At 69.6% G+C, this 6,115-nt stretch carries 7 protein-coding genes; 2 read left to right on the top strand and 5 right to left on the bottom strand.

What is annotated here, in order from left to right:
• Positions 1 to 71: 71 nt before the first annotated feature.
• Positions 72 to 440 carry an FKBP-type peptidyl-prolyl cis-trans isomerase gene (locus TFC3_RS17555; protein ID WP_067500989.1) on the top strand — a complete coding sequence of 123 codons (369 nt, stop codon included), beginning with the start codon at positions 72 to 74 and terminating at the stop codon, positions 438 to 440.
• A gap of 114 nt (positions 441 to 554) precedes the next feature.
• On the opposite strand, the gene TFC3_RS17560 is transcribed toward TFC3_RS17555, so the two are convergent.
• From TFC3_RS17560 to TFC3_RS17580, 5 genes are all read right to left on the bottom strand, one after another.
• A complete protein-coding gene (locus tag TFC3_RS17560; protein ID WP_067500991.1) occupies positions 555 to 1,427 on the bottom strand; it encodes a hypothetical protein in 873 nt (290 codons plus the stop codon).
• A gap of 54 nt (positions 1,428 to 1,481) precedes the next feature.
• Positions 1,482 to 2,354: a carbohydrate ABC transporter permease gene (locus TFC3_RS17565; RefSeq protein ID WP_067500993.1), complete on the bottom strand. Its 873-nt coding sequence runs from the start codon at positions 2,352 to 2,354 to the stop codon at positions 1,482 to 1,484.
• The gene (locus TFC3_RS17570; RefSeq protein ID WP_067500995.1) at positions 2,351 to 3,313 is read right to left on the bottom strand and encodes a carbohydrate ABC transporter permease; all 963 of its coding nucleotides are present in this window, start codon (positions 3,311 to 3,313) and stop codon (positions 2,351 to 2,353) included. Before TFC3_RS17570 ends, TFC3_RS17565 begins: the two co-directional genes overlap by 4 nt.
• 4 nt (positions 3,314 to 3,317) lie before the next feature.
• Positions 3,318 to 4,634: a sugar ABC transporter substrate-binding protein gene (locus tag TFC3_RS17575; protein WP_236718175.1), complete on the bottom strand. Its 1,317-nt coding sequence runs from the start codon at positions 4,632 to 4,634 to the stop codon at positions 3,318 to 3,320.
• A gap of 152 nt (positions 4,635 to 4,786) precedes the next feature.
• On the bottom strand, positions 4,787 to 4,996 hold the full coding sequence (locus tag TFC3_RS17580; RefSeq protein ID WP_067506949.1) for an RNA-binding S4 domain-containing protein: 210 nt from the start codon (positions 4,994 to 4,996) through the stop codon (positions 4,787 to 4,789).
• Positions 4,997 to 5,068: 72 nt separating this feature from the next.
• Here TFC3_RS17580 and TFC3_RS17585 point away from each other — a divergent pair, with 72 nt between their 5' ends.
• Positions 5,069 to 5,914, top strand: coding sequence for a DUF1775 domain-containing protein (locus TFC3_RS17585; protein WP_067500999.1), 846 nt, complete (start codon positions 5,069 to 5,071; stop codon positions 5,912 to 5,914).
• Positions 5,915 to 6,115: the final 201 nt, after the last annotated feature.

A 6,115-nucleotide genomic window follows, 5' to 3' on the forward strand; every position in this document is an offset into this window, starting at 1 on the left:
GGATCGTTCAGTACCTTGGTATGTGCTTGCATGGCAGTGCAACACGGCAGGCAAACGACACAGGAGGACACATGGAAAAGCCCGACGTCGGCCCCATCACCGGTGAGCCGCCGGCCGAGCTGGTCGTGGAGGACCTCGTTGCCGGCACCGGCGAGGAGGCGAAGCCCGGACACACCGTGTCCGTCCACTACGTGGGTGTGGCGTTCTCCTCCGGCAAGGAGTTCGACGCTTCCTACAACCGCGGGGAGGCCTTCGAGTTCGGTCTCGGCGCCGGTCAGGTCATCAGCGGCTGGGACCAGGGGGTCGCCGGCATGAAGGTCGGCGGCCGCCGCAAGCTGACCATCCCCCCGCACCTGGGCTACGGCTCGCAGGGCGCGGCCGGTGTGATCAAGCCCGGTGAGACGCTCATCTTCGTGGTGGACCTGCTCGGCGTGAGCTGAGCCCGGGACGGCACCGTGGACGAGCCGGGACGGGCACTGCTGCCGGTCCCGGCTCGTCCCTTTTGCCCTCCGCGGGCCCGTCCTCGCCTCCGGAGCAGTCCTCGCCGAACGGCGTCACCGGTTCGCCTTGAGGTCGGCGCAGGAGCTCTCATCGGGCAGAAGCGGCCGCATCCGCAGGGTGAAAGCACCGCTCCCGGACATCCACGGCGTCGCCGCGTTGGCCTTGGCCGCGGCCGCGCGCACCTTCTCCAACTGGTCACCGCTGAACACCACACAGGTCAGCTGGGCGCCGAGGGCTTCGCCGGGCAGCGCCGGACCGGGCCATTGCACCGTGTCGGGCTTCTGGATCGAGGTGTCACCCGGGTCGTGGTAGACGCTGGCGATCGCGGCCATCGCCTCCGGCTCGTAGGGCACCGGCTGACCCGACGTGAGCTTGTCCAGCCCGTCGAGGAACGCCTTGAGCTTGCTGCGGGCCTGCTTCTGCGCGTCGCTGAGCTGCGGGTCGTCGGCCCGCGACTCATTGAGCGCCATCGCCTCCACGCTCTGCGCCCCGGCCGCGGTCACCGCGGTGACCCGGGTGGAGGGGGCGTCGGCGACGCCGGGCTGGCCGAAGTCGGTGTCCCGGCTGACCCCGGCGGCGACGGCCTGAGCGGCCAGCGTGGCGGCCTGCTCCGGCGTGATCGCCAAGACCTGAACGTTGGGCAGCGCCGGGCCGGGGTAGATCGCGGTCACCGGGCCTTCGAAGATGACGCGCCCGTCGGCGTACACGCTGATCGCCGGCAGCCGCCCGGCGACCGCGTCCGGGGACACGAAACCGCCCGCCTGCTGCACCCGGAGCACCAGGGCGTCCGGGGCAGCGGCAGGCGACGAGGGCGAGGACGACGAGGCTGAACCGGCCGCCGAGTCGCCGGTATTCTGCGCGCACGCACCGATCAGGAACACCGTGGCGGCCGCTGCGGCCGCCGACAAGCAGCGATTTGTCGTCATACCGGCTCCGACGCACCACCGGGCGGGCCGGTTCCCGGTGCGCCGGAGAAAAGCTTATTTCACCGACCCCAGCGACAGGCCCTGGACCAGCTTGTCCTGCGCGGCGAACCCGGCGATGAGCACCGGCAGGGACACCACGAACGCGGCCGCGCACAGCTGCGCCAGGAACAGCCCCTGACTGGTGACGAAGCTGGTCAGGAACACCGGCGCGGTCTCGGCCACGGTGGCGGTGAGCACGCGGGCGAACAGCAGCTCGTTCCAGCTGAAGATGAAGCAGATCAGCGCGGTGGCGGCGATGCCGGGCATGACGACCGGCGCGATCACCGAGCGCAGCGTCTTGGCCAGCCCGGCGCCATCCATGGAGGCGGCTTCGAGCATCTCGACGGGCACCTCGGACAGGAACGAGCGCATCATCCACACCGCGATCGGCAGGTTCATCGCGGTGTAGAACACGATCAGCAGCCAGATGTTGTCGAGCAGGCCGGTGTTCTGGGCGAACAGGTACAGCGGCAGCAGCCCGGCCACGACCGGCAGCATCTTGGTGGACAGGAAGAAGAACAGCACGTCGGTCCACTTGCGCACCGGCTTGATGCTCAGCGCGTACGCGGCCGGGAAGGACAGCAGCAGCACGATCGCGGTGGACACGATGCTGGCGGTCAGCGAGTTGAGCAGCGGCGGCCACGGGCTGGCCCCGCCGGAGAAGAACTCGCGGTAGCCGTCGAGGGTCAGCGGGGCAACCACGGCCGGCGGGTTCTGCGCGGCGTCGGCCTCGCTGTGCAACGACGTGAGGACCAGCCACACCACGGGCAGCACGAACAGGATGCCGACCACCCAGGCGAGCAGGGTGAGCCAGGCACCGCCGCGTTCCTTCTTCTTCGGTACGGCCTGAGGTGCGCTCCGCGGTGCGGTGGCGGTCTGCGTGGTCATCGCCCCTCCTCCTGCTTGAACAGCGACGACACCGTGCGCAGCGCGAACGTGGCGATGATGATGGTGCCGATCACCACGACCACCGCAGCCGCCGAGGCCCGCCCGTAGTCGTGGGCCTGGTAGAAGATCTGATAGATCGTGTACGGCAGGTTCGCCGTGCCCAGGCCACCGGACGTGATGGTGAAGACGGCGTCGAAGTTCTGCACGATGTAGATCGAGCCGAGCAGCGCACCGAGTTCGAGGTACTGGCGCAGGTGCGGCAGCGTCATGCTGGTGAAGATCTGCCAGCCGCTCGCGCCGTCGATGCGGGCCGCCTCGATCACATCCAGCGGGCGTCCCTGCAGCCCGGCCAGCAGGATCAGCATCATGAACGGCGTCCACTGCCAGACCAGCGCGAAGATCACCGACCAGAGCGGCATGTTGCTGATCCAGTCCGGCTGCGGCGGGTTGTCCGAGCCGAACAGCTTCCACACCCAGGTCAGCGCGCCGTTGAACAGCCCGTACTCGGGGTTGTAGAGGGCGTGCTTCCACAGCAGCGCCGCGGCCACCGGCACCACCAGGAACGGCGCGATCATCATCGTGCGCACCGCACCGCGGCCCCGGAACTTGCGGTCCAGCAGCAGCGCGATGCCCAGCCCGAGCACCAGGCTGATCAGCACCACGCCGACGGTCAGCAGGATCGTGGTCCACACCGCGTCGCGCATGTTGACGTCGGTGAACACCCGCCGGAAGTTGTCCACCCCGGCGAAGCCGATCTCGTCGGGGTAGTACGCGTTCCAGTCCATGAACGAGATCACCAGCGTGGCCACGAACGGCAGCTGGGTCACCACGATCATGAAGATCAGCGCGGGCAGCAGCGGCGCCCGGCGGATCCAGGCGGTGGCACGGCTCAGGGCCCCGGGTGACTGCGCGGGGCTCGCACCGGCGCGGCCCTTGGTCTTCTCCGCCACGGATGTCATGAGCTCACCCCTCCCGGGATCGGTACCGCTCGGCGACGTCGTCGGCCAGGCGCTGGCCCCGGTCCAGGGCCTCCCCGACGCTCATCTGCCCGGCGATGGCCGAGCTGACGTACTGCGAGACCTGCGTGCCGAGGTCGGTGAACTCGGGGATGTCCACGAACTGGATGCCGATGGCCGGGCGCGGCTGCACCCCCGGGTTGCGCGGGTCGGCGCTCTCGATGGCCTGCCGGGTGGGCTCGGCGAAGGCGCCGGCTTCCTGCAGGTATTCCTGGTTCTGGTACGTCGAAGCGCGCTTACCCGCGGGTACCCGGGACCAGCCGAGCTGGCTGCCCACCAGCTCCTCGTACTGCTTGCTGGAGGCCCAGGAGATGAACTTCCAGGCGTTGTCCTTGCGCTGGCTGGCCTGCTGAATGCTCCACGACCAGGCGTAGAGCCAGCCCGAGCTGGGCGTCTTGACCACCGGGGCGGCGGCGTAGCCCATCTTGCCCTTGACCGGTGAGTCAGCGGCTTCCAGCGAGCCGGCCGCGCTGGTGGCGTCGTACCACATCGCGACGTTGCCCTGGACCAGGTTGTTGAGGCACTCGGTGAAGCCGGCCTGCGGGGCACCGGTCTCGCCGTGCGAGCGTACGAGATCGACGTAGAAGTTTGTCGCCTGCGCGAACTCGGGAGAATCGACGCGGGCGTTCCACTGCTGATCGAACCAGGTGCCGCCGAACGTGTTCACCACGGTGGTCAGCGGCGCGAAGATCTGCCCCCAGCCGGGCTGGCCGCGCAGGCAGATGCCGGCCATCCCGGGCTGCTTGCCGTCGACCTGCGCGGCGATGTCGGCGACCTGCTGCCAGGTGGGCTTGGCCGGCATCGTGATGCCCTGGGAGTCCAGCACATCCTTGCGGTACATCAAGAACGACGACTCACCGTAGAACGGCTCGCCGTACAGCTTGCCGTCCTCGGCGGTCAGCGAGGTGGTCATCGGCTTGAGGATGTCGGCCTGGTTGAACACGGTGTCGGCCTGCACATAGGAGTCCAGCGGCGCGATCCACTTGCTTTTGGCGTAGATCGGGATCTCGAAGTTGCTCAGCGAGGCGACGTCGTACTGACCGGCCTGGCTGGAGAACTCCTGGCTGATCTTGTCGCGGACGTCGTTCTCGGGCAGCACCGTGAAGTTGACCGAGATGCCGGTCTGCTTGGTGAAATTGGCGGCGGTCAGCCGCTGCAAGTCGATCATCTGCGGGTTGTTGACCATCAGCACGTTGATGCTGTTGGCACCCCCGTCGTCGGTGCCGCCACCCCACCCGGCGCATCCCGACACCAAGGCCGTCACGAGAACGGCGGCAAGCAATCTGGTCCTGCGTGGTCGAGAGCTGCGTGCTCGAGTCATAGGGCCTCCCCGGCGAGGCGGACATATCGATGACCGCCTCAGTAGATGCCCGAGATCGACTGCCTGTCAACCACCGGTCACGCTCAGTCCTCCACCTAGGCAACAACCTTTGCGGTACGGCCCTGCACGGCCACCACGTCGCCCGGGAACAGCTGCCGGCCGCGGCGCATGTCCACCTCGCCGTTCACCGCCACATCGCCCACCGCGATCAGCACCTTGGCCTCACCGCCGGTGTCGATGAGGTCGGCCAGCTTGAGGAACTGGCCCAGCCGGATCATGTCGCTGCCAATAGCTACTTCACGCATGCCGGCCATTGTCCGCCAAGAAATTTTTGCCGCGCGTTGAACCATTGGCGGGTGTGAGCCGAACTACCCCACGTGACTCGACTGGAGAAGCCGCGCCGGGCTGCGATTCTGGCCGCCACCGTCGCCGCGGGAGTGCTGGGGCTTGCGGCTCCGGCCGTCGCCGGCGTGACGGTCAACCCGCCCAGCGCACCGCAGGGCAGCGGCCAGGACCTCGCGTTCCGGGTGACGAACACCGCGAGCACGCCGATCACCAAGGTCAAGCTGGTGCTGCCGGTCGACCAGCCGCTCGCCGAGATCTACCCGCTGTCGGTCGACGACTGGGCCCCCGTCATCGAGACCAAGCAGCTCAGCACGCCGGTGACCGCCACCGACGGCACCAAGCTGACCCAGACCACGGCGTCGATCACCTGGGTGGCCGCGCCCGGCAAGTCCCTCGCTCCGGGCGGGTCGGCCGAGCTGACCGCCGCGATGGGCCCGATGCCGAGCACCTCGGACATGGCGTTCACCGTGCAGGCGACGTACGCGGACCCGGCCAAGGGTGTGCCGCTGGCGCCGGTGAAGATCGCGCTCACCCCCGCGCAGGCGGGTCAGGAGTACGGCGGTCACGCGGCCCACAGCGGCACCTCGGGCGGCACGGCTGATTCCAGTGACGTCGACGATGCCACGTTCGCCGCGCTGGCTGCCTCGGCCAACAGCGGCCCCAGCGTGTGGTCGATCGCCGGCTGGGTGGTCGGCGGCCTGGCCGTGGCCTTCGCCGTGGCGGTGCTCATCCGCAGCGGCCGGCGGCTGCCGGAGCCGGACGCCGGCGAGGCGCGCTTCGGCGGCGAGGAACCGGCCGAGGAGCCCGCGGGGGCGGACAAGGAACTAGCGACCGCCGGGGGCAAGCCGAAGACCTCGGGGTGGCGCTACCAGGAGTGACAAGTCGTCCCGCGCAGGTGGGCGCGGGCGTGTCGTGAAGAAGCGCGTGGGGCGCGGAACACGACCTGCGGGTGGGGTCCAGGGCAAGACCCACGACCTGCGTCACGGCGGGGGGGGGGGGGGGGGGGGGCCCCCCCCCCCCCCCCCCCCCCCCCCCCCCCCCCCCCCCCCCCCCCCCCCCCCCCCCCCCCCCCCCCCCCT

It is taken from the genome of Actinoplanes sp. TFC3 (assembly GCF_001553785.1).
Classification (GTDB): domain Bacteria; phylum Actinomycetota; class Actinomycetes; order Mycobacteriales; family Micromonosporaceae; genus Actinoplanes.

Excerpts from the sequence above, each read along its gene's own strand:
- TFC3_RS17555 (WP_067500989.1), top strand. The coding sequence starts at position 72 with ATGGAAAAGCCCGACGTCGGCCCCATCACCGGTGAGCCGCCGGCCGAG.
- TFC3_RS17560 (WP_067500991.1), bottom strand. The coding sequence starts at position 1,427 with ATGACGACAAATCGCTGCTTGTCGGCGGCCGCAGCGGCCGCCACGGTG.
- TFC3_RS17565 (WP_067500993.1), bottom strand. The coding sequence starts at position 2,354 with ATGACCACGCAGACCGCCACCGCACCGCGGAGCGCACCTCAGGCCGTA.
- TFC3_RS17570 (WP_067500995.1), bottom strand. The coding sequence starts at position 3,313 with ATGACATCCGTGGCGGAGAAGACCAAGGGCCGCGCCGGTGCGAGCCCC.
- TFC3_RS17580 (WP_067506949.1), bottom strand. The coding sequence starts at position 4,996 with ATGCGTGAAGTAGCTATTGGCAGCGACATGATCCGGCTGGGCCAGTTC.